The 26,436-nt window shown below is 45.5% G+C and carries 17 protein-coding genes and 1 pseudogene; 8 read left to right on the top strand and 10 right to left on the bottom strand.

Features of this window, described 5'->3' with window-relative positions:
* The first annotated feature begins 1 nt into the window (after position 1).
* From HMPREF9446_RS00755 to HMPREF9446_RS00745, 3 genes are read left to right on the top strand one after another with little or no spacing between them, the layout of a single operon-like run.
* Positions 2 to 1,060, top strand: coding sequence for an efflux RND transporter periplasmic adaptor subunit (locus HMPREF9446_RS00755; RefSeq protein WP_009123531.1), 1,059 nt, complete (start codon positions 2 to 4; stop codon positions 1,058 to 1,060).
* 54 nt (positions 1,061 to 1,114) lie between these two features.
* Positions 1,115 to 4,147, top strand: a complete 3,033-nt coding sequence (locus HMPREF9446_RS00750) for an efflux RND transporter permease subunit (protein ID WP_009123530.1) — start codon at positions 1,115 to 1,117, stop codon at positions 4,145 to 4,147.
* Between the two features lie 35 nt (positions 4,148 to 4,182).
* Positions 4,183 to 5,457, top strand: a complete 1,275-nt coding sequence (locus HMPREF9446_RS00745; protein ID WP_009123529.1) for a TolC family protein — start codon at positions 4,183 to 4,185, stop codon at positions 5,455 to 5,457.
* Positions 5,458 to 5,543: 86 nt separating this feature from the next.
* On the opposite strand, the gene HMPREF9446_RS00740 is transcribed toward HMPREF9446_RS00745, so the two are convergent.
* The 3 genes from HMPREF9446_RS00740 to HMPREF9446_RS00730 form a co-directional block, all read right to left on the bottom strand.
* Positions 5,544 to 6,779 (bottom strand): sodium ion-translocating decarboxylase subunit beta, encoded by a 1,236-nt coding sequence (locus HMPREF9446_RS00740; protein WP_009123528.1) that lies wholly within the window; start codon positions 6,777 to 6,779, stop codon positions 5,544 to 5,546.
* Positions 6,779 to 8,614 (bottom strand): biotin/lipoyl-containing protein, encoded by a 1,836-nt coding sequence (locus HMPREF9446_RS00735; protein WP_009123527.1) that lies wholly within the window; start codon positions 8,612 to 8,614, stop codon positions 6,779 to 6,781. The genes HMPREF9446_RS00740 and HMPREF9446_RS00735 overlap by 1 nt, the downstream gene beginning before the upstream one ends.
* Positions 8,615 to 8,715: 101 nt before the next feature.
* A complete protein-coding gene (locus tag HMPREF9446_RS00730; protein WP_009123526.1) occupies positions 8,716 to 8,973 on the bottom strand; it encodes an OadG family protein in 258 nt (85 codons plus the stop codon).
* Positions 8,974 to 9,125: 152 nt separating this feature from the next.
* Between HMPREF9446_RS00730 and HMPREF9446_RS00725 the strand changes: the two are divergent.
* Positions 9,126 to 9,491: pseudogene (locus tag HMPREF9446_RS00725) on the top strand (tyrosine-type recombinase/integrase); the annotation flags it as partial.
* A 600-nt stretch (positions 9,492 to 10,091) separates the two neighbouring features.
* Positions 10,092 to 10,544, top strand: a complete 453-nt coding sequence (locus HMPREF9446_RS00720) for a hypothetical protein (RefSeq protein ID WP_039968180.1) — start codon at positions 10,092 to 10,094, stop codon at positions 10,542 to 10,544.
* Positions 10,545 to 11,528: 984 nt separating this feature from the next.
* Here the strand turns inward: HMPREF9446_RS00720 and HMPREF9446_RS00715 are convergent.
* The 7 genes from HMPREF9446_RS00715 to HMPREF9446_RS00690 all read right to left on the bottom strand — a co-directional run bounded on the left by HMPREF9446_RS00715 (position 11,529) and on the right by HMPREF9446_RS00690 (position 17,642).
* Positions 11,529 to 12,341, bottom strand: coding sequence for a hypothetical protein (locus tag HMPREF9446_RS00715; protein WP_009123522.1), 813 nt, complete (start codon positions 12,339 to 12,341; stop codon positions 11,529 to 11,531).
* Positions 12,338 to 13,438: an AAA family ATPase gene (locus tag HMPREF9446_RS00710; protein WP_009123521.1), complete on the bottom strand. Its 1,101-nt coding sequence runs from the start codon at positions 13,436 to 13,438 to the stop codon at positions 12,338 to 12,340. The genes HMPREF9446_RS00715 and HMPREF9446_RS00710 overlap by 4 nt, the downstream gene beginning before the upstream one ends.
* Before the next feature lie 341 nt (positions 13,439 to 13,779).
* Positions 13,780 to 15,348, bottom strand: a complete 1,569-nt coding sequence (locus HMPREF9446_RS00705) for a peptide chain release factor 3 (RefSeq protein WP_009123520.1) — start codon at positions 15,346 to 15,348, stop codon at positions 13,780 to 13,782.
* Positions 15,345 to 15,509 carry a hypothetical protein gene (locus tag HMPREF9446_RS18570; protein ID WP_009123519.1) on the bottom strand — a complete coding sequence of 55 codons (165 nt, stop codon included), beginning with the start codon at positions 15,507 to 15,509 and terminating at the stop codon, positions 15,345 to 15,347. The genes HMPREF9446_RS00705 and HMPREF9446_RS18570 overlap by 4 nt, the downstream gene beginning before the upstream one ends.
* Before the next feature lie 4 nt (positions 15,510 to 15,513).
* Complete coding sequence (rfbD, locus tag HMPREF9446_RS00700; protein WP_009123518.1) at positions 15,514 to 16,362, bottom strand: dTDP-4-dehydrorhamnose reductase; 849 nt, start codon at positions 16,360 to 16,362, stop codon at positions 15,514 to 15,516.
* Positions 16,363 to 16,411: 49 nt separating this feature from the next.
* Entirely contained in the window at positions 16,412 to 16,951 is a 540-nt protein-coding gene (locus tag HMPREF9446_RS00695; RefSeq protein ID WP_009123517.1) for a DUF4924 family protein, read from the bottom strand.
* Positions 16,952 to 16,988: 37 nt separating this feature from the next.
* The gene (locus HMPREF9446_RS00690) at positions 16,989 to 17,642 is read right to left on the bottom strand and encodes a LysE family translocator (protein ID WP_009123516.1); all 654 of its coding nucleotides are present in this window, start codon (positions 17,640 to 17,642) and stop codon (positions 16,989 to 16,991) included.
* Positions 17,643 to 17,868: 226 nt separating this feature from the next.
* Here HMPREF9446_RS00690 and purL point away from each other — a divergent pair, with 226 nt between their 5' ends.
* The 3 genes from purL to HMPREF9446_RS00675 all read left to right on the top strand — a co-directional run bounded on the left by purL (position 17,869) and on the right by HMPREF9446_RS00675 (position 26,409).
* Positions 17,869 to 21,576, top strand: coding sequence for a phosphoribosylformylglycinamidine synthase (gene purL / locus HMPREF9446_RS00685; protein ID WP_039968171.1), 3,708 nt, complete (start codon positions 17,869 to 17,871; stop codon positions 21,574 to 21,576).
* Positions 21,577 to 21,801: 225 nt separating this feature from the next.
* The gene (locus HMPREF9446_RS00680) at positions 21,802 to 25,833 is read left to right on the top strand and encodes a hybrid sensor histidine kinase/response regulator transcription factor (protein ID WP_009123513.1); all 4,032 of its coding nucleotides are present in this window, start codon (positions 21,802 to 21,804) and stop codon (positions 25,831 to 25,833) included.
* Between the two features lie 18 nt (positions 25,834 to 25,851).
* Positions 25,852 to 26,409, top strand: a complete 558-nt coding sequence (locus HMPREF9446_RS00675; protein WP_009123512.1) for a chromate transporter — start codon at positions 25,852 to 25,854, stop codon at positions 26,407 to 26,409.
* The last annotated feature ends 27 nt before the right edge of the window (positions 26,410 to 26,436 follow it).

Below are 26,436 nucleotides of genomic sequence, written 5' to 3'. Positions count from 1 at the left end.
AATGAACAAAATTTATTTATTTGCTTTTGCCACGACGTTGTTTGTTACGTCCTGCGGACAAAAGCAAGAGAGTGGGAACACTCTTATCAGACCGGTAAAAACTTCAACCGTGAGTTCACAGTCAGTCATCCGCAAAGACTTTTCCGGCATTGTGGAAGCAGTGGAATATGTAAAACTGGCTTTCCGCGTAAGCGGTCAAGTCATCAACCTTCCGGTTGTAGAAGGGCAACGCGTGAAAAAGGGAGAACTGATTGCCGCCATCGATCCCCGGGATATCTCCTTGCAATACGCCGCCGATAAAGCCGCCTACGAAACTGCCGCCGCACAAGTAGAACGCAACAAACGTCTGTTGGGCCGGCAAGCCATCTCCCTGCAAGAGTATGAAATCAGTGTGGCCAATTACCAGAAAGCAAAATCTGCCTATGAGTTATCTTCCAATAACATGAGAGATACAAAGCTGACCGCCCCGTTCGACGGCTCCATCGAAAAACGCCTGGTGGAGAATTATCAGCGTGTCAATTCGGGGGAAGGCATCGTGCAACTGGTCAATACGCAGAAACTGCGTATCAAGTTTACAGTACCCGACGATTATCTGTATCTGCTGCGGGCAAAGGATATCAATTTCAAAGTAGTATTCGACACTTACCCGAACAACGTCTTCAATGCCGTTCTGGAAGAATACCTTGACATTTCAACGGCGGGAACAGGAATACCGGTCAGCATCATCATTGATGATCCCACCTTCGACCGCAGCACGTATGACGTAAATCCCGGATTCACCTGCAAAATCAAACTGGCATCGGATGTCTCTCCTTTCCTGGAGGAAGAGCTGATGAATGTGCCCCTCAGTGCCGTATTCGGCGAAAGCGAAAGCAAGAAGACCTATGTGTGGGTAGTCAATGGCAATAAGGTAAGCCGCCGGGAAGTGACAGTCTATTCTCCCACAGGAGAAGCCAATCTTCTTATATCCGAAGGATTGAAACCGGAAGAAACAATTGTCATAGCCGGAGTGCACCAACTGACGGACGGACAAACGGTGAAAATCATGAATCAGGAATAATAGCATTCATAAGTTTTCCCCTACGCCAAAATTCATAATTCATAACTAAATAACATGAATCTAGCCAAATATTCATTAGACAATACAAAGGTCATCTACTTCTTTCTGGCAGTACTGCTCATCGGCGGCATATTCTCCTTCGGCCGGTTGGGAAAGAAGGAAGACGCCCCTTTCGTCATTAAGACAGCGGTCATCATGACACGCTATCCGGGAGCGGAGCCTGCGGAAGTAGAACGGCTCATCACCGAACCCATCTCCCGCGAAATACAGAGTATGAGCGGAGTCTATAAAATCAAGTCCGAATCAATGTACGGACTTTCCAAGATAACTTTTGAATTACAACCCTCACTCGCAGCGGCATCCATCCCGCAAAAATGGGACGAACTGCGGCGCAAGGTGCTCAACATACAGCCACAGTTGCCTTCCGGTGCCTCCGTACCAACAGTATCAGATGACTTCGGCGATGTGTTCGGCATCTATTACGGGCTGGTAGCCGATGACGGATTCTCCTACGAGGAGATGCGCAACTGGGCAGAGCGTATCAAGACACAGGTCATTACTGCGGACGGTGTCATGAAAGTGGCACTCTTCGGTACGCAGACAGAGGTCATCAATATATTTATCTCCGTCAACAAGCTGGCAGGCATGGGTATCGACCCCAAGCAACTGGCAAGCCTGCTGCAATCGCAGAATCAGATTATCAACACCGGAGAAATCAGCGCAGGCGAACAACAATTGCGCGTCGTAGCCAACGGCACCTATACCACCGTGAGCGATATCCGCAATCAGGTAATCACCACATCAGGCGGTCAAGTAAAACTGGGCGACATAGCCACCATAGAAAAAGGCTATATGGAACCTCCCGGCACCATCATGCACGTGAACGGCAAACGTGCCATCGGCATCGGCGTTTCCACCGACCCTACCAAGGATGTTGTGAAGACCGGCGAACTGGTGGATGCAAAACTTGCCGAACTGATGCCTCTCATCCCGGTAGGCTTGGAGCTGTCGAGTCTTTATCCCGAGAACGTCATAGCCAAAGAAGCCAACAACGGATTCATCATCAACCTGATAGAGTCCATTTTGATTGTGATTGTCATCATCATGTTGGTAATGGGCATGCGTGCCGGTCTGCTAATCGGTTCGTCGCTGGTCTTCTCCATCGGAGGTACACTGCTCATCATGTCCTTCCTTGGGGTCGGACTGAACCGTACTTCACTGGCGGGATTCATCATTGCCATGGGTATGCTGGTGGACAACGCTATCGTAGTGACAGACAATGCCCAGATAGCCATTGCCCGGGGAACAGACCGGCGGAAAGCCCTGATAAACGGAGCTACCGGACCGCAATGGGGACTGCTGGGAGCAACGTTCATAGCCATCTGCTCCTTCCTGCCCCTATACCTTGCACCTTCCTCGGTAGCCGAAATCGTGAAACCGTTGTTCATCGTGCTTGCCATCTCGCTGGGACTCAGTTGGATATTGGCACTGACACAAACCACGACCTTCGGTAACTTCATACTCAAAGCAAAGGCAGGTGATGGAGACAAAGACCCATACGACAAGCCTTTCTACCACAAATTTGCGTCTATCCTCAGTGTCCTGATACGGAAGAAAGCGTTGACCTTGGGAAGCATGGTCGTCTTGTTCATCCTTTCTTTGGTGATCATGGGACTGATGCCGCAAAACTTCTTCCCGTCCTTGGACAAGCCCTACTTCCGTGCCGACGTATTCTACCCGGACGGATACAGCATCCGTGACGTGGAGAAGGAAATGAAGCGGGTAGAAGCCCACCTGCTGCAACAGCCGGAAGTAAAACGGGTATCCGTCACCTTCGGAAGCACGCCGCTACGCTACTATCTGGCTTCCACATCCGTAGGTCCGAAACCTAACTTCGCCAACATCCTGGTAGAGCTGACCGACAGTAAATATACGAAAGAGTACGAGGAGAACCTCGATACCTATATGAAAGCGAATTATCCCAATGCCATAACCCGCACCATGCTCTTCAAACTTTCGCCTGCCGTGGACGCGGCCATCGAAATAGGTTTCATCGGGAACAATGTGGACACACTGGTTATGCTGACCAACAAGGCTTTGGAAATCATGCACAAGGATGACGAACTTATCAACGTACGCAACTCATGGGGAAACAAAGTACCTATATGGAAGCCCATTTATAGCCAGGAACGCGCACAACCGCTGGGAGTTTCCCGCCAAAGCATGTCCCAGAGCATCCAGATCGGTACCAACGGCATGACTCTGGGCGAATACCGCCAGGGAGATCAGGTACTTCCCATTTTATTGAAGGACAATACCATAGACTCTTTCCGAATCAATGACCTGCGCACATTGCCCGTCTTCGGTACTACCCACGAGACAACCACCCTGGAACAGGTCGTCAGCAATTTCGACTTCCAGTATAAGTTCTCCAACGTGAAGGACTATAACCGCCAGATGGTTATGATGGCACAAGCCGACCCCCGACGGGGCGTAAACGCCATTGCCGCCTTCAACCGGATTTGGAAGCGGGTGCAAGAGGAAATCGAAATACCGGAAGGATATAGCATGAAGTACTTCGGCGAGCAGGAAAGCCAGGCAGAATCCAATGCCGCCTTGGCTGCCAATATGCCACTGACCTTCTTCCTGATGTTTGTCACTTTGTTGTTCCTCTTCCGTACTTACCGCAAACCGATTGTCATCCTTCTGATGCTGCCGCTCATTTTTATCGGCATTGTACTGGGACTGCTGCTGTTGGGCAAGTCGTTCGACTTCTTTGCCATCCTCGGTCTGTTGGGACTGATTGGCATGAATATAAAGAATGCCATCGTACTGGTCGATCAGATTGACATTGAATCCACTTCCGGAAAATCTCCCCGGGAGGCTGTCATCAGTGCAACGGTCAGTCGCATCGTGCCGGTAGCCATGGCATCCGGAACCACTATTCTGGGTATGTTGCCACTGCTGTTCGATGCCATGTTCGGAGGTATGGCAGCCACCATTATGGGTGGATTGCTGGTAGCCTCGGCGTTGACATTGTTCGTCTTGCCGGTGGCATACTGTGCCATTCATAAGATAAAAGGATAAAATGACTTGATGATTTATACTATTTACCATTTGGAATGATGAAAACAAATATATTTATTCTGTCCTTGTTGTGCATTGGCTTGCATGCCAAAGCACAACAAAACCACTTGAGCCGCGAAGACTACCGCCACAAAGTGGAAACATACAGCCAGGTGCTGAAACAGCAACACCTGAAGTATGTGGCAAGTGTCGAGAACCGCAAGATAGCCATGACCGGCTTTCTTCCGCAGATTGACATTACAGCCGAAGGAACCGCCAACCTGAACCACCTTGACATGTGGCACAGCGAAAAGGGGCAATACCGCCCTTATACCTACCAGGCTTTGGCCACTTTAGGGCAGCCGCTCTACATGGGCGGTGCACTGCTGGCACAAAAAGATATGGCCAAGGCTGACGAACTGCTCGACAAGCTGAGTATTGAACTGACCCTCGACCAGATACATTACCAGAGCGACGCTGTATATTGGAACGCTTCCGCCGCATTCGCCATGCTGACCTCCGCCAAGCAATTCGAGGAAATCGTCAACCAACAATATACCATCATCCAAGACCGTTTCAACGACGGCGCTATCAGCCGGACAGACTTGCTGATGATTTCCACCCGTAAGAAAGAGGCCGAATTGCAATTCATCAAAGCCAGGCAAAACTACACCCTGGCCCTGCAAAAGCTTAACATCCTGATGGGTGCAAAACCGGATGCACAGGTAGATAGCTTATGTGAAATCAGCGTATCATGTCCGGATGTACAGTTGATGGGACTAAGTGAGGTACTTGGACGCCGTGCCGACTATGCCAGCACGGACATCAGCATTGCCAAAAGCGAAGCACAACGCAAAGCCGCGTTAAGCAAATACAACCCGCAGGTAAGCATGTTCCTCGCCTCCGGTTGGGATACGGGTACCACCTACATGGGGCAAGAGATTCCCCATACCCCCGTAGCCGGCCTGAGTGTCAACATCCCCATTTTCCGTTGGGGCGCCCGCTTCAAGACCAATCGCCAGCAGAAGGCATATATAGGTATTCAGAAGTTGCAGCAAAGTTATATATCGGACGGCATACTCGAAGAGTTGTCCGCCGCGACCACCAAACTAACCGAAACAGAAGAACAGGTAAAGACAGCCAAAGAAAACATGTCCCTTGCGGAAGAGAACCTCGACCTTGTCACTTTCTCCTACAATGAAGGAAAAGCAAGCATGGTCGATGTGCTGTCCGCACAGCTTTCGTGGACGCAAGCCCAAACGAACCTGATAAACGCGTACCTGGCATCCAAAATGGCGGTGGCCGAATACAGAAAAGTAATCAGTGAATAAACAATACCCAACCTATATACAAAGAACTCCGGTATAGCCATAACCATACCGGAGTTCTTTTATCATATCAAGTCCTGCCCGCTTTGTCAGCCCAAGAACGAAATCAGCACACCCGCCGCAACAGCCGAGCCGATTACACCGGAGATATTACTGGACATACAGTAATTCAGTACATGGTTCTTCGGGTCATACTTGGTTGCAATATCATTGCAAACACGGCTTGCCATAGGTACAGCGCTCAGCCCGGTTGCACCAATCAGCGGATTAATCTTCTTCTTGCTGAACAAGTTGAACAACTTCACAAAGAAGATACCACCGGTAATAGACAGTGCAAACGCCAGGAAACCGCCGATTACAATACCAATGGTCGTCCAGTTCAAGAATGCCTCACTGGTCATGGTAGCACCGACGCTCAATCCCAAGAAAATAGTAGCTGCGTTCATAATACTGTTGGCTGCCGCATCAAACAGACGGCTCGTATCAGCACCGATTTCCTTGATTAGATTACCGAACATCAGCATACCGATCAAAGGTACCGCTGTGGGCACAAACAAGGCAACAATCGTAGTCACTGCAATCGGGAAGATAATCTTCAACACACGCAAGTTCTTGATTTCTGTTTTTGAAGGATAAAGTTTCTCCTGCTCCTTCATGTTGATCATCAGCTCTTTCTTGCTGCAGAACAGTTTCACTACCAATGGAATGATAACAGGTACCAAAGCCATGTATGAATAAGCGGCAATGGCAATCGGCCCCAGCAAGTGAGGCGCCAGTTTAATGGTAGTAAAGATGGCTGTCGGACCATCTGCCCCACCGATGATGCCCAATGCACCGGCCTCCTGTGGAGTGAACCCTATCATCACGGCACAAAGCAGCACAGTAAAAATACCAAGCTGGGCAGCCGCACCAAATATAGAAAGCCGTAAATTGCGCAACATCGGCCCAAAGTCCGTCAACGCACCTACCCCCATAAAAATGATAGGCGGCAGAAAACCGGTCTTAATCAACATATAATAGATGAAGTTCATCAGTCCAAGGTCGTGCGCAATTTCGTGCAGCGGCATCTCCCAGATATTCTTCAATACTCCGTTTACCAAAACCATACCGTTTTCATCTGCCTGTATCACCCCCATGTCACCACCGGGGAAGTTAGCAATGAGTACACCGAAAGCGATGGGTACCAACAACAACGGCTCATAGTGTTTCTTGATGCCCAAATAAAGCAGGATGAAAGCGATGGCATACATCACGAGGAACGACGGATCGGCAATAATGTTGCTGAAAGCCGTCATATCATAGAGTTTTGCAAATATATCTTCCATTATCCAATCTTCATTAATACATCATCTTCAGAAACAGAATCACCCGGATTGACGCAAATGGCAGTAACCGTTCCGGCAAAGTCCGCACGGATGGCATTGTATGTCTTCATGGCTTCGATGTAGCAGAGGAGGTCTCCCTTTGCCACTTTGTCCCCCACCTTCAACGGGGTTTCCTGGGCATTCTTGGTCAGGAAGAACTTGCCTTCCAACGGGGCAGGCACATCCTGGCCTTCACCTACGGGAGCAGTGACCTTCTCCGTAGCCGAAGCCGGCAGATCAATATCACCGTAAGCCACCGTTACACGGTATGCCTGTCCATCCACCTGTACGGTGAGTGTTTTGGGCTTGGCGTCATCCAACGGAGACTTATCCCTTTCCGCACGGCGTTTCTCCACATCCGCCAGGAAGTCTTCCTTGGCTTTACCGCTTTTATATGCTTCATACTGTGCCGGATGCATAGCGTACTCAAAGAGTTCTTCATCATCCTCACCCGACTCCCATTTGTTCTCCTTCATCATCTTACGATACTTGTCCAGTGCATCCGGATAGTTGTCTTGCGGATTCCCCGTAAAGAACTTGCGTCCTTCACGTTCTGCCTTCTCAATAATCTCGGGCGCCAGCTGACCCGGCAGTTTACCCGCCTTGCCCAACAGCATATCCCAAATATCATCGGCAATCATACCCCAACGTTCCTTGCCTTTTTCCATGGCAATGACATTCATCATGGAGAGGTTCTTCACGTACTGGCTGAACGGAGTCACCAACGGAGGATATCCTACACGCGGCCAGACGTAAGCCACCTCATTGAACAACTTGATGAGTAGCTGGTCTTGTGTCATAAACGGCAGATTGCGTTTTGCCTTGTACTTATTGATAGATTCAAGGTTTGTTTCCAAATCTGCCATCAAACTGCCCATCATGCCCCCCGGAAGTCCCGGAGCAATCAGCAGCGAATTCATCAAACGGTTCTTCGGGCTGATGTACAGGCCAAGGAAATCATCCATGAACTCCTGGATGAGGGCACGTACCTTCATATACGCCTCCATGTTGATTTCAGGCACCTGGAATCCCGCATCTTTCAACATAGCCTGTACACTGAGCAAATCGGCGTGCCCCGTACCCCAAGAAAGAGGTTCCATACCTACGTCAATATAATCACAACCGGCCTCACAAACTTCGAGAATGCTTGCCATATTGAATCCCGGGCCGGCATGGCTATGATACTGTACGGGAATATCGGGATGGGCCGCCTTGATGTTCGCTACAATCTTGCCCAGAGAAACCGGGCGTCCGATACCTGCCATATCCTTGATGCAGATTTCATCGGCTCCCGCCTTAATAAGCTTCAATGCCATATCAGTATAATACTCTACCGTATGGATAGGAGAATGGGTAATGCAAAGCGAGCATTGCGAAATCATCCCCGCCTCTTTGGCATAGGTGATGGAAGGAATAATGTTGCGTACATCATTCAATCCACAGAAAGTACGTGTGATATCCGTACCTTGTGCTTTCTTCACTTTATAAAACAGCTTACGTACGTCTGCAGGAACAGGACTCATACGAAGGCCATTGAGAGCGCGATCCAACATGTGTGTCTGAATTCCGGCCTCGTGGAACGGTTTCGTCCATTCACGCACAGCCTTATTCGGATTCTCCCCAAATAACAGATTAACTTGTTCAAAACCTCCGCCATTGGTTTCTACACGCGCAAAACAACCCATCTCAATAATGGCAGGAGCTACTTTCACCAGCTGGTCAACGCGGGGTACATATTTTCCGGCACTCTGCCACATATCCCTGAATACCAAACTGAATTTAATTTCTTTTTTCATACTAAATAATTCGGTGTGTGTTTTATATATTTAAGTTTTACTTCACAGTTCATATTTCGTACTTCATGCCTCATTATCCGCATTCCCAGTATTCCATATTTTTAAATCTTCTCAACCTTCGCAACTTTCCCCTTACCTTGTGTCACCACTGTTACAGCAGCACTGATTGCCGCCAATATATTTCCGGGGACAGGCGCAGGAGTATTGGCACCGGCTTTTGCGGGTACTGTTTCTTCTGGTGCATATTTATTCACAAGTGCTATAAGGGCCTTTCCTAAGTAGATAACAATCAGCAGGATAGCGAAGACCGTTGACATGCCTACTACCATCAGCAGAAGCGCTGTATTCAAGTTTTCCATATTATAATTTATTAGTTGTTTGACAGGTTTTACAAAAAATCGTTCGAAATTAGTGATTATTACCGAAAAATTGTTTCCCTAAAGATATAAAAGATGCTAAAACAACAATGGTTCCTATGCCACAAAAATGCCGCATAGGAATCATTTGTCCTAAAACTATCCGTATCAATTCACAGCTTAAAAGACATATTACAGACTGTTATAAGGCTATAAATCCTATTGGAATTAATGCACCTATATTAGTTAGTCAAAAAGGAACTATTTTTACTATTCAAAGAATAAATGTCATTCTTAAAGAACTAAAGAAAAAATATAGGCTGCATATTGATAACTTTAGTTGCCATTCGTTTAGAAAGACCTTTGGCAGACAGGTGTAGAATATTAATAGTGATAATGCGGAACTTGCTTTAGTTAAGTTGATGGAACTGTTTAATCATAGTTCAGTTGCTATTACCAAAAGATATTTAGGATTAAGACAGGAAGAAATTCTACAAACTTATGACTGTTTGAGTTTCTAATCTTTAGCTAGGTGGAATTATTCAGAAATTTGCTTTTATATGCCTACTTCTGAATTTTCTACCTACTTGAAGTTATAAGGAAGAACAGCTTACCAGGTGATTTAATAAACAATAGTTCTTGCTAATCAAACGTAATTTAGTAACTTTGTGCCAATTCTAATGACCTATTGAGATAGAAAGTTAGAAGGACATATTAGTTAATAAAGAGCGTTTTACATATTATCCTACTGTGGAATCTGGACAATTTCAACTAGGTGAGGATAATAAGCAAGAACGCTCACGTCAATGTTATATACCTATCTTACAAGGATAGCCTATATATCGTTTGGCGTGGGCTATTGTTTATTACTCACCTTAGGCGTCCAGAAGCTTTTGGAAACAAAAGTGCCTCACAGTAGTAATAGCAATAGTTCCCACGCTTCTTTTATTTTGTAACAGTCAATAGGGAACATTGGCTATAATACTATGGTAAAAAACAGACAGTCTATCTATCAATTAATAAGTATGCAGCTTCTTGTTGTGTTCCTCATGCTTATTCTGAACTTATTTATTAATGCTATCTATTGGGAACATAGAGGCACAAATAAACTTAGATTAAAAATGAAAACATTCAGATTAATTGGAATGGCTTTATTAGCCGTAGTAATGTGTGTGAATTTTGCTTCTTGCAGTAGTGATGATGATGAAAAAGAAATATCCGCTTCATTGGAAGGAACTTGGTATTATGACTATGGTGAAGGATGGGAATTATACAACGGTAATAAAGAACCTTGGAGTACAGACCCAGACCCTTATAATCCCAATGACCGCGATGCAAGTACAAAAATGGAAATAAAGAAAGTGGGAGAAAACCAATATTCTATTTCTACCTATTACTATGATAATGGTGCTTGGCAATATAGCGAATCGGAAACAATCACACTAAATGGGAAGAGTTTTAAATATGATGGTGAAAACTGTACAATACTAACTTTAACATCTAAAACTTTGATTTATGAAGTAGTAGAACCAAACGGAGAATATTACGATAAATATACTTATATTAAGATGTAACATTATCTATTCTGTTACAAGCAAAAAGCCAACCTACCCGATTATGGATAAGTTGGCTTTTTCAGTTCTGAACAAATCCTTGACTTGTTTGCTTCATTTCCATAAAAAGATTAACCATAAATCCTCGTCTGCCTTATACCTTTTATGCTGACAGCTTATTCAACGCTTCGTCCCAGGTACGTGGGCCCGTCGGTTCAGGCACGCGGGCTCGCCGGTTTACATGCCTGAACCGGCGGGCACACGTACGTGGGACGAAGTGTTACATAAGGCCTGCAAGCATTCTACATGATACCTTTCCGCATTAAGTATAAGCCCTGCAAAGAAAAGACACCTGTTTCCTAAAGGATGAATCCGGATGCACTACACGCCAATCAAGGAGCACGCATGGCACCGGATGCAAGAATCAGTCATCAGACAAGAGATTCTTGAATGGTAAAGTGCCGAATTGGCTTAAAATCGACGTTAATAAAAGTTATTTCCATACAATGAAAAACGCAAAATAAACGAATAGACAAAAATCTGATTATTATAAAGTTGATGCAAGTATTTGTAACAAAACAAGAATAAATAAGCGTGCTGGCAAACCATTTGCCGTCACTTGCCTACACGGTTGCCTACACCGCATAAATGCCGATGAACAGGGAGATGCAGGGCAAAAGTGACGGAGTGTAGGCAAAATGAACCGAAAACTTTTCTGTAATACCCTCACCTCTTTAAGGCTTATTTTCTATTTTAGTTGATTTTTTAAATGAAGCCGTGTCACCAATCAGTTTCTTATTTCATTTTGTAACAACATTTCAAAGCCCAAAAACATCCGTTTCAAGCCATCAAACCGTCACAGTCCATCCCCTCCCAGAACACCTGCTGAAGTGGTGGGGAGAATTCAGTATACGACTGAATAGGGCTCACTATAAGACCGAGGTTATATTAGTAGCAAAACAGAATTGAGAACAGGAGAAATCACAGACTTTTTGTCCCAATAAATCAACACAAATTGGGTATATCCCTAAAATAATCATATAAAAATATCGGAAATGAGTTCAAGACAGCTACTCTGCAATTTTCTGTATTTACATACTTAGCCAGTTGATTTTCATATATGTTGCTCTGAGCGAGATTTTCTTTTAAAGCAGGTATAGCATCAACACCTACACAAATGAAGTTTGCCTTCCGAACATTCATATCGGTCAAATGCAGCCAATTTTCTTTAGCAGTCTGTTGTTTCAGCAACTTCTTTTCCTCTTTCTCATTTTTATTACCTGATATAAGCAAAAGCTCAAAAGAATTATAAAAAGAAAAATCACAAACCAAGGATTTAAAATTATGACATTTCTCACGAGTAACGTCATAACTCAGATAATCCTCATCCGGCAGTTGCTTGGTATAGAACACAGATTCCACCATCGGATAATTGATATACAATTTCCCATTTTCGGTTTCATCGTCAAAATACTCCAGCATTTCACCGATATGTCGGTTGTTCTCTTCCAATGTCAATCGGGATTCTTGAAAATCATAATCAAAAAACAAGAATATTTCAGAAACATCCACTTCCAGAATATCAGCAAGAGTATCATCCCCGTTCTTTTGCAATATATCATTAAGTATAGTTACCGTATTTCCGCTTGCTGTAACATTTTCAAAGACATCATACCCCTTTAACTTTGAATATAAAGAATAAATATTACTGTTATAAGTACATACAAACGGCTCTGTTTCTTTGGCGAAAAACAAATGTTTCAAAGTCTCAAAAAGACGAGGCTCACATTTCTTACCTTCAAAAATAAATAGTATCATACCTTGAAAGTATTACCCCGGAAAAGTTTTTCGATATTGTGCCCAAACCTCAACTCTTTATCCGTACAGTCACACAAAGGTTTTATCTTATTTTCATTCAAGATGAAATTACAGTCCGGACGCAGCAGGTCATTGGTCATCAAATACGTGTTATGTGAAGACGTAAATATCTGGCAATTCATATTGAACAACATTTTGCACACTTCAAAGGCTAAACGGAAATGATAGAACGCATCAAATTCGTCAATAAAGACAAATGACGCTTCACTCATTCGCTTCATCCAAAAATAAAGTAATTGCAGTGATCTGGTTCCCGTAGATGCAACCAAGTAGAAAGGAATTTCCGAACCGCCTATATCACAAAGTATTTGTTTATCGACAGGCGTATGTGCAACAAGCCGGAACGTTTGACCACTGACTCTCCGCAGGAAATTTGAGAAGTCTTCAAGCAATCCGTTTGCAATGATAAACTCATCAAGGTTCATTGCAGTTGTTTCCAGTCCGATAAATTCCCTTGTATCAAGATTCCGAAACCAAAGCATCGAGTTGACAAACTTACTGAGTTTTATCAAGTAGTGCTCTTTGCCCAAAGGGTAGGAAGTCAATAAGAAATTGACTATCGACACGTTATTTGCATTGCTTCCGAGGTTATTCTCTATGGTTTCTTCCATAGGAAACTGTTGCTTGTCTATGCAAAAAGAACCATTCTTCCGTTCAAAAACCCAATTATCGTCCACCCGAAGCGATTCAGACACTAATATACCACCGGCATTTTTAGAATAGGCATAGACAACTATCTCGTTCTCAAACCTAAATGTATATTCGAACTCCACTACTCCCTCTTTCTTTCCGGCATAAATAAAATTCACATAATAATCTATCTTCTTCCATTTGGGCGACAAATGGTTCTCAATATCGAATAAGGCCAAACTGAAGTTTGTTTTACCCGATCCGTTCGGTCCATATACAATACCATTTTTTATGATACCGTCTTTGATAGCGTTTTTATTGAACTCATAATTAGCCGGACTTGACAAATCCCACTCAATGCGGTCTGCAAATCCACGATAGTTGGTAACAGCAAATCTTACTAACATATTTCTATTGGCTTAACTTTCAGAAGACAAAGATACGGAAAAGGATTTCCGTAAAAAAATTACGGGCTTAATTTATCTTAATGCCACCTAATAGTTTCGTACCCTTGTTACTGTTTGAAATTTTGTGTTTATAATAAGTAAGGTGTAAAATCGGTAAGGAACGAGTTTACTTCAACAGTCTTCATAATCAATGCAGGTTAATCGTTGCAGAAACAAAGGTAACACTTTCTTCCCACAATAAATAAAGAGGTACAAAGTTTTTCATCACTTTGTACCTCTTCACCCATATTTCTCTTTAGCCTGCATTATCCATACCCGGAAATCGGCAGGAGGCATATAGCTTAGAACTCGCTCGTAAAGTGGAACTTGATATGCTTGAAGTCCATCTGCGCCATCTGCAACACATATCCGCTGTCGGCCAGGAACACATCCCTACCCTCGCGGTCTTTCGCCATGTACTGGTATTTGCGTTTCTTGAAGGCTTCCAGCTCTGCCGCATCATCGCTCTCAATCCAGCACGCCTTGTAGAGGCTGAGCGGTTCCCAACGGCACTTCGCGCTGTATTCGTTCTCCAGACGATACTGGATGACCTCAAACTGCAACTGCCCCACCGTACCGATAATCTTACGCCCGTTGAACTGGTTGACGAACAACTGCGCCACACCTTCGTCCATCAGCTGGTCGATACCCTTGGCAAGCTGTTTCTGCTTCATCGGGTCGGCATTCTCAATGTATTTGAACATCTCCGGCGAGAAACTCGGAAGTCCCTTGAAGTGGAGCGCCTCGCCTTCGGTCAGCGTATCGCCGATCTTGAACGTACCGTTATCCGGCAGACCGATAATATCTCCCGCCCAAGCCTCATCGACAGTCGTCTTGCGCTGCGCCATGAACTGCGTGGGCGACGAGAAACGCATTGTCTTGCCGTGACGTACATGCAAGTACGGGGCATTGCGTATAAACTTGCCGGAGCAGATTTTGCAGAAAGCGATACATGAACGGTGATTCGGGTCGATATTGGCGGTTATCTTAAAGATGAATCCGGTGAATTTTGGCTCTTCCGGCTCCACCTCACGCTCTTCAGCCTTCACGGGACGGGGACTGGGAGCAATCTCCACAAAGCAATCCAGCAGTTCCTGCACACCGAAATTATTCAGTGCCGAGCCGAAGAATACGGGAGCCAGCTCACCCTTCAGATACTCTTCCTTATCGAATTCGGGATAAACACCGTCTATCAGTTCCAGTTCCCCGCGTAGCTTGTCAGCCAACTGAGCGCCAATCTGATTGTCCAGTTCCTCGGTATGGATATCCACTTCCACCTTCTCCGTCACTACCTGCTTGCTGGGCTGGTAAAGATTGAGGTTATGCTCGTAGATATTATAGACACCTTTGAAACGGACGCCGCTCTCGATAGGCCAGGTCAAGGGACGCACGTGGATGTGCAGCTCCTCCTCCAGCTCGTCCAGCAGGTCGAACGGGTCTTTGGCTTCACGGTCCATCTTGTTGATGAAGATAATCACCGGCGTATTACGCATACGGCAGACTTCCATCAGCTTGCGTGTCTGCGTTTCCACACCTTTCGCACCGTCCACCACGATGATAACGCTATCTACAGCCGTCAGCGTGCGATAAGTATCTTCGGCAAAGTCCTGGTGACCCGGAGTATCGAGGATATTCACCTTGTAGTCGTGGTAGTCGAACTCCATCACGGAAGTAGTAACGGAAATACCACGCTGTTTTTCAATATCCATCCAGTCCGACGTTGCCGACTTCTTTATCTTATTGCTCTTTACAGCACCGGCCACCTGGATTTGTCCGCCGAAAAGCAACAGCTTCTCGGTCAACGACGTCTTACCGGCATCCGGGTGTGCGATAATCGCAAACGTTCTTCGTCTTTCTATCTCGTTAATCATATATCATCTTTTTTATCTTGCTTGTTTTTCCTCTCATAATAGACACCTAATGCGCAGCCAATAGCAATACCCATGACTAGTTTATGCATGATAATGCCAAAAGTCATCCCTATAGCGAGGCAAGCACCGAACGTTAAATAAGTTTTCTTCTTCTGTGCCATTATCTTAAAGTTTCTTCATACATGCCACTAGACTCTCCTCCCAATGGGGGATTTCAATGCCGAATGTTTTCTTTATTTTTGTTTTATCCAAGACTGAATAATTAGGACGTGGTGCTTTAGCAGGAAATTCGTCTGTATGCAAAGGACTTACTTTACAAGTTGATATGCCGGCTATGCGATGTATCGCCAAAGTAAAGTCATACCATGAACAAACGCCTTCATCGCTGAAGTGATAAATACCCGGAACAATACCATGATTGATAGCCTCAAAGATAACACATGCCAAATCTTTAGCATAAGTCGGTGTACCTATTTGGTCAAAAACAACCCCCAGTGTTTCACGCTCACGCCCCAAACGAAGCATGGTCTTTACAAAGTTATTTCCGTAAACAGAATACAACCATGCCGTACGGATAATCATCGCACGGCTGCACTTCTCCATCACTGCCCGCTCACCGTCCAGCTTAGTGGAACCGTAAACGGAGTTGGGACAAGGAGTCATCTCTTCCGTATAAGGTATATGTCCCGTCCCGTCAAATACATAATCTGTAGAGACTTGTATCAATGCAGCACCGCAAGCCTCGGCTGCGGACGCCAGATAACCCGGCGCAAGATGGTTCAACTTATCACAAAGTTCCGCATTGTCTTCAGCCTTATCGACCGCTGTATAGGCAGCACAGTTCACAATTACATCCACCCGGTTGTCTGCCACGAAAGCACGGACCGCCTGCTCGTCACAAATATCCAATTCCTGTACGTCAGTGAAAAAATAGGTATGCTGCAGATTTTCCCGTGACAATACTTGCATCTCATTGCCAAGCTGACCGTTGGCACCGGTTACTAAAATATTCATTTAAAAAGTTACGCTTATAAATATTTATGTTACGATGAACAATTTTTTCTTATTCCAATTCCAGCTCTCCCCGCTTCTCCTTGTCGTAATAATTGGCAAGCAGCGAAATGAAGCCGCTGATAGCCTCTATCGCCTTGGCTGTGCCCCGGCTGATCTCCTTCTTTTGCAACCGCAGCAGCAGCACCCCGTAGAGTGCCTCGAAACAGGTATCAAGCTCGGATTCCTCCTGCTCCCCCCCCTTCTGGCGCAGCTCCACAATGAACGGCAATGCCTTGAAATAGGCTGCGTTATAAAACGGATATTTAGTCGATGCCAGTAATCCGGCATGCAGCTCCGTGAGATTCTGGATGACATTACGGTTTATTTGCAGATGCCCCTTCTCCTTCACTCCTTCGGCACGCATCATCTCGGTCAGATTACCGTACCATTCTTCCAGCCCGGCATGTTCTTCTACCGGATAACGGGAAATAATGTTGCGGCATATTTCATCGATATCGCACTTGTTGGCACGAATCAAGTCCTCTACCTGCCACATATATATAAGGTATTCGGCTATGTTCTTTTCTTTCAGTTGTTGTGCAATCTTCACGATAAGATATATGAATTATGAATTTTCACCTTTCCACTCAGTACAGCGACTCGCCCATCAGCGTGAACACCAGCCCAAGCACAGACACCACCATGACAATGCTTCCGATAATACGGTTCAACATCCAAATGCCACGCAGGTTGAATTGCTTACGGACTTTATTTACAAAAAAAGTAATGCCAAACCACCAGGCCAAAGCACCCAATGCAATGGCCAGATATCCGGTAACCGCCTCAAAGACCAATATCCCTTCACTGACAAAAGCAAAACGGGCAAAAAGGCCGATAAACAGGAAAATAATCAGCGGATTGGAGAGGGTGACGGCAAAAGCCGTTATGAAGTTGTGGAAATAAGACCCCTTATTGGTGGAAACCGGCCGGATGGACTGTACCGGATTGCTGCGGAAAGTATAGACTCCAAAAACCAATAACAGAATACTTCCGAAAAGCTGCAGATAGAAAATGTTCTTGTTGACATAATCAAAGACAAAACTCATGCCATAACCCGTCAACAAGGCGTAAGCAATATCACTCAGCGAAGCTCCTATGCCTGTAACAAAACCATACCATCGTCCTTTATTCAAAGTGCGCTGGATACACAGTACGCCCACAGGTCCCAACGGTGCGGACACAATAACACCGATTATGAACCCTTTCCACAATATGTCAAATATGGTCTCTATCTGAATCATGGCTGCAAATATCGTACTTTTTTATGAGACGAACGAATAGTGTTAACGTTTTTTCGACCGAAAAGATTTTTAAGAAGTAAAACCGCATACGTTTTTTATTTTCCATTTCCTTCTCCTCCCCACTGATTTTGTATATCTTTGCACCCAGAAAGAAGAAAAGATGAAGAAACTAACTATTAGTAACTTCAATCGCCAAATCGTAAATCGTCAAATCGTAAATATAAGTATGATTCTTTTTTTCAGAACCCCATCCAAGAGCGTGATTGCCGTAGAGTGTGACCACGAACTTACCCAGGCAGACAGCGACAAACTCTGTTGGCTTTTTGGAGAAGCCGCCCCCGAAAGTGAAGACAACCTGAAAGGACATTTCGTCGGCCCGCGCCGTGAAATGATTACTCCTTGGAGTACTAACGCCGTGGAAATCACCCAGAACATGGGTCTGAACGGCATCGTCCGTATCGAGGAATATTTCCCCGTAAAAGACGAGAATGCAGACCACGACCCGATGCTGCAACGTATGTACAAGGGACTGGACCAGCATGTATTTACAACCAATCGTCAGCCGGAACCCATCATTCACATCGAGGACCTTGAAGCCTATAACGAAAAAGAGGGCTTGGCCTTGTCCAAAGAGGAGATGGAATATCTCAAGAAAGTAGAAAAGGACTTGGGACGTCCTCTGACAGACTCCGAAGTATTCGGTTTTGCTCAAATCAATTCCGAGCATTGCCGTCACAAAATCTTTGGTGGAACATTCATCATTGACGGAGTGGAACAAGAGTCTTCCCTCTTCCAGATGATTAAAAAGACTACACAGGAAAATCCCAATAAAATCATTTCCGCCTACAAAGACAATGTAGCTTTTGCCGAAGGTCCGGTGATTGAGCAGTTTGCCCCGGCAGACCACTCCAAACCCGACTATTTCCAGGTGAAAGACATCAAGAGTGTGATTTCCCTGAAAGCCGAGACACACAATTTCCCCACCACCGTAGAACCGTTCAACGGTGCATCTACAGGTACAGGAGGTGAAATCCGTGACCGTATGGGCGGCGGTAAAGGTTCCTGGCCGATTGCCGGAACAGCTGTCTATATGACTTCTTATCCCCGTACCGATGAAGGACGTCCCTGGGAAGAAATCCTGCCGGTACGCGAATGGTTATACCAGACTCCGGAACAGATCCTGATCAAGGCCTCCAACGGTGCCAGTGACTTCGGCAACAAATTCGGCCAACCGCTGATTTGCGGTTCCGTGCTTACTTTCGAACATAAAGAGAAAGAAGAAGTTTACGGTTACGACAAAGTAATCATGCTTGCCGGCGGTGTAGGTTACGGTACGCAACGCGACTGTCTGAAAGGCTCCCCGGAAGCCGGAAACAAAGTAGTGGTGATCGGCGGCGACAACTACCGCATCGGTCTGGGCGGCGGCTCCGTATCTTCTGTAGATACCGGACGTTACAGCAGTGGCATTGAGTTGAATGCCGTACAGCGTGCCAATGCCGAAATGCAGAAACGTGCTTATAATGTGGTACGCGCACTTTGCGAAGAAGAGACTAATCCCGTGGTTTCCATCCATGACCACGGTTCAGCCGGACACGTCAACTGTTTGTCCGAATTGGTAGAAGAATGCGGCGGTTTAATCGATATGAGCAAATTGCCCATCGGTGACAAGACTTTGTCCGCCAAAGAAATCATTGCCAATGAAAGCCAGGAACGTATGGGCTTGCTGATTGAGGAGGAAGCCATTGAACACGTACGTAAAGTGGCCGAACGCGAGCGTGCTCCGATGTATGTAGTAGGTGAAACTACCGGAGACCATCGTTTCGCTTTCCAGCAGGCTGACGGCGTACGTCCGTTCGACCTCGCAGTAGAGCAGATGTTCGGCTCTTCCCCCAAAACATACATGGTGGACAAGACTGTGGAACGTCATTATGAAATGCCGAAATACGAACTCTCCCAATTGCACGAATACCTCACCAACGTGCTCCAGCTGGAAGCCGTTGCCTGCAAAGACTGGCTGACCAACAAAGTGGACCGTTCCGTAACAGGTAAAATAGCCCGCCAGCAGTGCCAGGGCGAGCTTCAGTTGCCATTAAGCGACTGCGGTGTCGTAGCTCTGGACTACCGTGGCGAAAAGGGTATCGCGACTTCTCTCGGCCATGCTCCACAAGCCGCACTTGCCGACCCGGCTGCCGGCTCCATCCTTTCTGTCAGCGAAGCGTTGACCAATTTGATCTGGGCGCCCCTTGCCGAAGGTCTGGACAGCGTTTCCCTCTCGGCCAACTGGATGTGGCCCTGCCGCTCACAGGAAGGCGAAGACGCACGTCTGTACACCGCCGTCAAAGCATTAAGTGATTTCTGCTGCGCACTGCAAATCAATGTACCGACAGGTAAGGACTCCCTCTCCATGACCCAGAAATATCCTGACGGAAGCAAGGTTATTGCCCCGGGTACGGTCATCGTTTCTGCGGGCGGTGAAGTCTCTGACGTCAAAAAAGTGGTTTCTCCGGTTCTTGTCAACAATGAAAAAACGACCATCTATCATATCGACTTCAGTTTTGACCAGCTGAAACTCGGCGGTTCCGCTTTTGCACAGGCATTGGGCAAAGTAGGAGACGAAGTGCCCTGCGTACAGGATCCCGAATACTTCCGCGATGCATTCCTTGCCGTACAGACATTGATAGACAAAGGACTCATCCTTGCCGGACACGATATTTCAGCCGGCGGTCTTATTACAACCTTGCTTGAAATGTGTTTCTCCAATGTAGAAGGTGGTATGGAAATCAACCTTGACAAAATCAAGGAACAAGACCTTATCAAAATTCTGTTCGCCGAGAATCCGGGTATCGTTATCCAAATAAGCGACAAGCATAAAGAAGAAGTGAAGCAGATACTTGAAGATGCAGGTGTAGGTTACGTGAAACTCGGTAAGCCGACAGACGAACGTCACATCCTCGTATCAAAAGGCGATGCTACCTATCAGTTCGGCATCGACTACATGCGTGACGTATGGTACTCTTCTTCTTACCTGCTCGACCGTAAGCAATCCATGAACGGCTGCGCCAAGAAGCGTTTTGAAAATTACAAGATGCAACCTGTGGAATTTGCCTTCATGCCGCCGTTCAAGGGTAAGTTCTCTCAATATGGCATTGATCCGGACCGCCGTACACCGACAGGTATCCGTGCGGCTATCATCCGCGAAAAGGGTACGAACGGAGAGCGCGAAATGGCTTATTCACTCTACCTTGCCGGCTTCGATGTAAAAGACGTCACCATGACCGACCTTATCAGCGGACGTGAAACTCTGGAAGACGTAAACATGATTGTTTATTGCGGCGGTTTCTCCAACTCTGATGTTCTCGGCTCTGCCAAAGGCTGGGCAGGTGCTTTCCTGTTCAACCCGAAAGCCAAAGAAGCGCTCGACAAGTATTATGCACGTGAAGATACGCTTTCACTGGGTGTCTGCAACGGTTGCCAGCTGATGATGGAACTCAACCTTATCAATCCGGAACTCGAGAAGAAAGGCAAGATGTTGCATAACGATTCCCACAAATTCGAATCCCGCTTCCTCGGCCTTACCATTCCTACCAACCGCAGTGTCATGTTCGGTTCATTAAGCGGCAGCAAACTAGGTATCTGGGTAGCCCACGGTGAAGGAAAATTCTCTCTGCCTTACGATGAGGACAAGTACAATGTAGTGGCAAAATATACGTATGATGAATATCCCGCCAACCCGAACGGTTCGGATTATTCCGTAGCGGCCTTGGCAAGTGCCGACGGACGTCATCTGGCCATCATGCCCCATCTGGAACGTTCCATCTTCCCCTGGCAGAACGGTTGTTATCCTGCAGACCGCATGAACAGCGACCAAGTGACTCCTTGGATGGAAGCTTTCGTCAATGCCCGCAAGTGGGTAGAAGAAAAAATGAAAAAGTAAATAAGGCAGTAAACGCCATTATATGATAATGTGCCAAGTCCCCGTCTTGTCGGGAACTTGGCACATTTCATTTATCCGACTCTATCTACTCCTGCTCCTCACTACATCATCATCTCCCTCTTCTTCATATTCTTTTTTGCTTATCTCAAACAAAAATATTACTTTTGTGTTAGTTTTTAGAATCTCCCCCGACTGGTATATAACACTCAAACGTCATCAACCATTATGAGAAAATACCTATTTTACTGCATACTATTACTGCTCCCCCTTACAAGTATAGCCCAGACATATAAATATATCGGGGTGGAAAACGGACTCAGCAACAGAAGGGTATATGCAATCCAGAAAGACCCTAAAGGCTATATGTGGTTTCTCACTCATGATGGCATAGACCGCTATAACGGAAAAGAATTCAAGCAATATAAGTTGATGGACGGCGACGAGGAGGTCAACTCCATGATGAATCTGAATTGGCTTTACCTCGATTCTACAGGAGAGTTATGGGTAATAGGCAAAAAAGGGCGCGTATTCCGTCATGACACCAAGCACGACCGTTTCCAACTGGTGTATAAATTGCCGGAAAGTGAAATCAAAGGGCGTCCTACCCCCATCAGCTACGGTTTTATCGATACCAACAATGTGGTATGGCTTTGTAACGAGGAAGCCTTGTATCTGTACGACAACAATTCACAAAAGGTGGTATTCATCAAGAATGAAATCAAAGAAAGCATCACGGATATCGCACAAATAGACTCTATACACTATTTCATCGGAACAGACGTAGGCATCCACTATGCCGAGCTGCAAAATAACAGGTTGAGCCTCAGCCCTTGTGAGCAATTAGACACTCTGAATATACAAATCAACGAATTATACTATCACAAGCTTTCCAATAAAGTTTTTATCGGAACATTCCAACGGGGAATATATGTTTATGACATGCAACTGCATAAAGTCATGCATCTGGATGCCGGACTGATGGACGTCAGCATCAACTGTATCAAAGCTTTGAACGACAAGGAGATTCTTATCGCCACTGACGGCGCCGGAGTCTATAAAATGAATACAGAATCCCATGAATGCGTTCCATACATCATTGCTGACTATAACCGTTACAATGCAATGAACGGGAATAACATAAATGACCTGTACATAGATGAAAGCCAACGTATCTGGATGGCCAACTATCCCATCGGGATAACCGTACGCAACAACAAGTATTCAGACTATCAATGGATAAAACATTCCATAGGCAACAAACAATCACTTATCAACGACCAAGTGAACACAATCATCGAAGATGCAGACGGCGACCTGTGGTTTGCCACCAATAACGGCATAAGCCTGTATGAAAGCAAAACACAGCAATGGCACTCTTTCCTCAGCGGATTTGACACGGCCCCCATCAAGAACAATACTTTCATATCCTTGTGCGAAGTATCCCCCGGCATTATCTGGGCAGGAGGCTATAGTTCCGGTATTTATCAGATAGACAAGAAAAAGCTGGCCGTCAGCTATTTCACTCCATCCCTATTCGGCAAATTGAATATTCGGCCGGACAAATACATCCGTGCCATGGTAAAAGCATCAGACGGCAATGTATGGTCGGGCGGTTATTATAATTTGAAAGAAATAGACTATGTACATAAAAACATACGGCTTTTCCCCGGATTGAACGGCATTACGGCCATTGTGGAAAAGGATCCCGGACACATGTGGATAGGTACGGCTACCGGGCTCTATTTGCTGGAAAAGGCAACCGGCAAATATCACTATATACAAATGCCTGTAGAATCTTACTATATTTATTCATTGTACCAGACTCCTGACGGCTTATTATATATCGGTACCAACAATGCGGGCCTATTGATTTACAATGCCGACAAGAACACGTTTGAACATCATCACAAAGACAACTGCGCCTTGATATCCAACAATATATACACCATTCTATACGATGGGAACAGGGATATCTTCCTAAGCACCGAAAGTGGTCTGACCAGTTTCAATCCCATAGAAAAGACGTTCCATAACTGGACAAAAGAACAAGGCCTGAAGTCAGACCACTTTAATTCCTCCTCCGGAACCTTGAGAAAGAATGGGAATTTCATATTCGGAAGCACGGACGGCGCCATTGAATTCCACAAAAACATGCTATTACCCCGTGACTACAATTTCAAAATGGTATTCAGTGATTTAAGAGTATTCTATCAGACTGTATATCCCAAGGACCAAGGCTCCCCATTGACCATAGATATTGACGATACTGAAACATTACGCTTGAAGTACAACCAGAATATCTTCTCGTTGCAAGTATCTTCCATCAACTATGACTACCCTTCACTGATATTATATTCCTGGAAACTGGAAGGCTTTTACGATGGCTGGAGCCGTCCCGGACAAGAAAATATTATCCGTTTCACCAACTTAAGCCCCGGTCAATATACTCTACGCGTACGTGCCATATCCAATGAGGACCGCCGCGTGGTCCTTGAGGAACGCAGCATGGAGATTGTCATTGAGCAACCCATCTGGCTGAGTGTCTGGGCACTCATTCTGTATGCCATCATCATCCTGTCTCTGGTAAGCGTCACTTTGCGTATTATAGTCATGCGCAAACAGAGAAAGATCTCTGATGAAAAGATTCGTTTCTTCGTAAACACCGCGCATGATATCCGTACGCCTTTGCCCTTGATAAAAGCACCATTGGAAGAACTTCTTGAACGTGAAACATTGAGCGAGAACGGACACAACAACATGAATACCGCCTTGCGCAATGTCAATGCATTGCTGCGTCTCACCACCAACCTGATTAATTTTGAACGTGCAGACACCTATTCCGGCAATCTATATGTCTCGGAATACGAATTAAGCACTTATATGGAAGAAACAATCAATGCTTTCCGCTCGTATGCCGAAATCAAACATATCACCCTTACTTATGAGAGTAATTTCCGCTACATGAACGTATGGATGGATAAAGACAAAATGGACTCTATCCTGAAGAATATCATATCCAACGCGTTGAAATACACTCCCGAAGGAGGAAATGTACACATCTACGCAGCCGAGACGGAAGATACATGGAGCATTGAAGTAAAAGATACAGGTATCGGCATCCCCTCGTCAGAACAAAAGAAACTGTTCAAAATGCACTTCCGGGGCAGCAATGCCATCAACTCCAAAGTTACCGGCAGCGGTATCGGATTGTTGCTGGTATCGAAGCTCGTTTCCATACACAAGGGAAAATTAAACTTCAGCAGTACGGAAGGAAAAGGCTCTGATATCAAAGTCATTTTCCCAAAAGGCGAGAAACATTACCGCAAAGCCATCCACCGGCCTCAACCCCATACGGAAAGGGTTGTCTATACGGCTTCTGGAGTTCCTGTCAATGCGGTAACTTCTTCCTTGCCGGCTGCCATTTATGAAAAAAGCAAACAGCAGCCACAAAATGACGAAAATCGTTCCAAGATTCTGATTGTGGAAGACAATGATGAACTGAGAGAATACTTACGCAACACCTTGTCGGAAACATACCACATCCAAGTATGCTCCAATGGCAAGATGGCGCTTACCATTGCAAAGGAATACCTTCCCAATCTCATTATTTCAGATATCATGATGCCCGAAATGCGGGGTGACGAATTATGCAAGGCCTTGAAGAATGACATTGAAACATCCCACATCCCCATCATCCTGCTTACTGCATTGAACACAGACAAGAACATTATTGAAGGTTTGGAAACCGGAGCTGACGAGTATATTGTAAAACCGTTCAATATAGGCATATTGCGGGCAACCATAGCCAATCTTCTCAATAACCGTGCCCTGCTGCGCCATAAATATGCCAATCTGGAATTGAATGACGACAAGCATGACACGGGATGCATCAACTGCTCCAGTGACCTTGACTGGAAATTCATAGCAACCGTCAAAAAACATGTGGAAGAGAATATGGACAATCCCGGTTTCAATGTAGATATGCTCTGCACCCTACTGAACATGAGCCGTACCAGCTTCTACAACAAGATAACCGCCTTGACAGACGAGGCACCGGGCGATTATATCCGACTGATCAAACTGAAACGTGCTTCCCAGTTGCTGATGGAACACAGGCATTCCATCACGGAAATTGCCGAAATGACCGGTTTCAGTGATGCCAAGTATTTTCGCGAGGTATTCAAGAAACATTTCAAGGTAAGCCCCAGCCAATATGCCAAACAAGGCAAAGAGGGGAAAAGCGACCCTACAACATGACCTTATTTTACATTAAATATGAATATATATATCGAAGCGTTCTCCATCTTCTTCAAAATCGGAGCATTTACCATTGGAGGCGGCTATGCCATGGTACCACTTATAGAAGACGAGATTGTGACCAAAAGGAACTGGATAGCCAAAGAAGATTTCATTGACTTGCTCGCCATATCCCAGTCGGCACCGGGTATCCTTGCTGTCAATATCTCCATCTTTATAGGATACCGTTTACGGGGAATCCGAGGAAGTATAATTACAGCGTTAGGTACCATACTGCCTTCATTTCTCATTATCCTTGCCATAGCCTTGTTCTTTCATAATTTCAAGGACAATACCATGGTAGAACGCATATTCAAGGGGATTCGCCCGGCTGTTGTCGCACTGATTGCCGCACCGACTTTCAGTATGGCAAAATCAGCCAAAGTCAATCGCCACAACATTTGGATACCTGTCGTTTCGGCACTGCTCATCTGGCTACTGGGATTCTCCCCGATCTGGATTATTATCGCGGCCGGTATCGGAGGATATCTTTTCGGACGTTTTAAACGCCCGGAAAACGAGGAATTAAAGAATTAAAGTCAAAGGTATAAAAGCGAGTGCCAT

This window comes from Bacteroides fluxus YIT 12057 (assembly GCF_000195635.1).
Taxonomy (GTDB): domain Bacteria; phylum Bacteroidota; class Bacteroidia; order Bacteroidales; family Bacteroidaceae; genus Bacteroides; species Bacteroides fluxus.
Note: the sequence above shows the minus strand (reverse complement) of the source record. Positions and strands in the feature narration are given on the sequence as shown.